Source organism: Piscirickettsia salmonis LF-89 = ATCC VR-1361, from assembly GCF_000297215.2.
GTDB lineage: Bacteria > Pseudomonadota > Gammaproteobacteria > Piscirickettsiales > Piscirickettsiaceae > Piscirickettsia > Piscirickettsia salmonis.
Map to the genome: position 1 here is coordinate 1 of NZ_AMFF02000053.1, position 2874 is coordinate 2874.

A 2874-nucleotide genomic window follows, 5' to 3' on the forward strand; every position below is an offset into this window, starting at 1 on the left:
TCAGATGACGGAGGGCGTATTGCGCATATTTTTCTCGCTGTGGATTTTTAAACCAACCTGCAGCACAGAGCGGTTCAGCGTTTTTTTTAATTAATAGCAAGTGGCGTTTGGCTGGTGTCTTTTTCCAGTGTAGTGGAGTTTTGGCTGTTTTAAAAACTTGAGTAATAAAAGTGCCTGTTAGTCCTAAAACCTGTTGTTTCGATTCTGTTTTTAAATAGGGCGGACGCTCATTATAAAGCATGGTTAAGCTATGGCTGGTGTGACTGATCATAAAGAACATGAAAAAAATAGATAGAGCATGCATGATGTTTTCTGATTATTTTAGGTGATTACTTAATAAATAACAGATATTTTTTTGATTTTGTCAAGTAAAGTTAAGTCGCCCATATCACGGCTGGATAGGGCAGGCAGAAATTTTAAATAAAATCAAGTACTTTTTTCACAAGTTTTTCAATGCCCGTGGCAGCTTCAGCGATGTTATTGGCGAGCATATAGGCAGGCGTTGATACAATTTTATGTTTTTCATCGATGGCAATTTCATCCGCCTGGCAATTAATGTGTTTGCCACCTAATTGATGAACGATATTGATCATTTCTTCATCTTCACCTAAAGTATGCTGGATGTTAGGGCCACAGATGGCTGAAATCATAATTGGTGCAATACAGATAAAGCCAAGTGGCAAGGCAGCGTGATAGGCCTGCTGGGTAAAGCTTAATACATCGTCTTGTATATTAAACGCTTGACCTTGAAGTGCAAAGTCACAGAGGTTTTTTGCTGCGCCAAAACCACCTGGAAATATAACGGCATCATAATCATTGATATTGGCATGATCAATGGCTTTAATGTTGCCACGGGCAATGCGTGCGGCTTCAATGAGAATATTGCGTTTTTCATGCATCTCTTCTTGATTAAGGTGGTTTAGCACGTGATATTGATCACGATTGGGGGCTAAACATTCATAGTCGACTCCAGCTTGAGCAAGGTAGAGTAAAGTCAGTGTGGCCTCATGGATTTCAGCTCCATCTAAGTGACCGCAGCCAGCAAGGACAACAGCAATTTTTTTCATCAAGGTTCCTTATTTTATGCTGATTAATTGGGAGTTAATATGCTGAGCCATCTTAAAGTAATTTTTTTATAAAGTCTAAATCAGGCCTGATAAACTTTCTTTTAAGCGAGGCCGATACTTTGTTTAGCGGCAAGGTTAATCGGTGTGGCGATAAGGCCGTTATTGGTCAGGGCAATGGTAAAACTGGCACCATCACGCATGGGCATAAAGATGGCATTGCCATAGATGGTTTTAATAAAATAGCGTTGGATAAGATGATGTTTTGCCCATTGCCAAAATGAATTTGCTGTGTTTGGTGGGTTGAGGGGGTAAATTGAGTGGATCGCGTGTTGTTCTGCGTTGATATTATCATAACGGCTTTGAATGCGATCAAAGCGATAGCGATTCGTTAGTCCTAAGGCATGGAGCCAGTCTTGCCAGACAATGATTTGAGCGGAGAGCTGCCAGTCATCGCCGATCAGCTTAAACGTTTTAATTTGTCCTGAAGGTAGGCTTAGTGTCGCTTGGTAATGTTTGGATGCGAGCGGCGGTAATTGATTAAGGCTTAGCATGGCAATCGGGATATTTTTAGTCACGTGGTCTAAGGTAAGGTTATTAAGCAATAGTAGTGCACTACAAGTGGTTATTAAGGTTGTGGTTGAGCCTAGGAAAATATAGAGGAACGTTGCAGTAAGGCGTTTATGTAATAAGCACTTTATTGCATATGCAAAAAATAACAGGCTGATTATCAATGTTATTGCTGTAATAAGGCTAAGTAGCACTATGTTGCTCCAGTGTTCGGTATTTAGAAATATAGCTATATTTTAAAATCTAAGATTATGATAGGGAGTTAATCATTAAATTGAAATAGTTTTTGTTACTTGGACTATCGTTAAATGATTATTGATGTTACAGCAAGCCAGGGCTTGAGGAGGTGTTGGATGTGTTTCCATTACTAAATCAGTTGGTTAAGTGTTGGGTTGGCATGTAAATGACGTTGTTTTGATATGGAAAATAATCTAGCATTTTATGCTGTAAGTTATATATACTGGTTAATATTTATTTCTTATTGTTAAATTATTTATTATCAATGAGAGTTAATATGTTTTATTTTTAGATTATTATAATTTTATGTGTATTTTTACTGGTTATATATAATTTATATATTGTATGCATTATAAACAATTTACATTATTTTCTGACTTAACTAAAGTTTTAGTGCTTTTTCTAAATTATAAAAATACTACTCTTGATTTATTAATAAGGCATTAAGCCTGATTTTTAGGATATGGGCTCAGAAAGTAGAGATTAATTAGTCTGGGGAGGGATTATGCCTGGAAGTGGATCGTTAGAATTACAGGACTTAAAAGATAGGCACGGAAGATTTTACCAAGAGTGGGCTACGATTTTAGAAAAATATAGTGATAATTTTAAACAATCATTTTTAATTTTATATGATGTTGGGATTGACCCAAAAAATTATTGGCAGTTATTACACCAAGCTAAAGGAGAAAGTGCTCAATTTCTTCTATGGAGTATTCAAGATTTACATAACAGAGGCGCTTTATCTATTGGTAATTTACGTCATATTACGCAATTTAGTGGTCAGGAGATTGAACAAGAAACAACAACGTTACTTCAGATTCAATCCGGGTTATTGGTACTGCATGAAAAAGCAAAAGAGCATAAAGCCTATTATCAAGCTGAGCTTGAGCGCTTTCAGCAGCCAGACTCTAAGGGAGGAGGTTTGCAGGATGATGCAATTGACTGTCTAACTAGAAAAGTTGCTGTTCTTCAGAGAATAGAGACTGACGCTGCGAGCCATGGA

Annotated in this window: 4 protein-coding genes; 1 reads left to right on the plus strand and 3 read right to left on the minus strand. The window is 37.2% G+C overall.

Annotation, left to right across the window (positions count from 1 at the left end; all coding sequences use genetic code 11):
- The 3 genes from C200_RS05545 to C200_RS05555 form a co-directional block, all read right to left on the minus strand.
- Positions 1-304, minus strand: a 304-nt coding sequence (locus C200_RS05545; protein ID WP_033923704.1) for a hypothetical protein, incomplete at its 3' end; no start/stop codon positions are given.
- A 112-nt stretch (positions 305-416) separates the two neighbouring features.
- On the minus strand, positions 417-1067 hold the full coding sequence (elbB, locus tag C200_RS05550) for an isoprenoid biosynthesis glyoxalase ElbB (protein WP_016211965.1): 651 nt from the start codon (positions 1065-1067) through the stop codon (positions 417-419).
- 101 nt (positions 1068-1168) lie between these two features.
- Entirely contained in the window at positions 1169-1828 is a 660-nt protein-coding gene (locus C200_RS05555) for a hypothetical protein (protein ID WP_016211963.1), read from the minus strand.
- Between the two features lie 548 nt (positions 1829-2376).
- Between C200_RS05555 and C200_RS05560 the strand changes: the two genes are divergently transcribed.
- On the plus strand, positions 2377-2874 hold a 498-nt coding region (locus C200_RS05560; RefSeq protein WP_033923703.1), incomplete at its 3' end, for a hypothetical protein.

Bases quoted from the DNA above. Each gene is read 5' to 3' on its own strand.
- elbB (WP_016211965.1), bottom strand. From the start codon at position 1,067: ATGAAAAAAATTGCTGTTGTCCTTGCTGGCTGCGGTCACTTAGATGGA.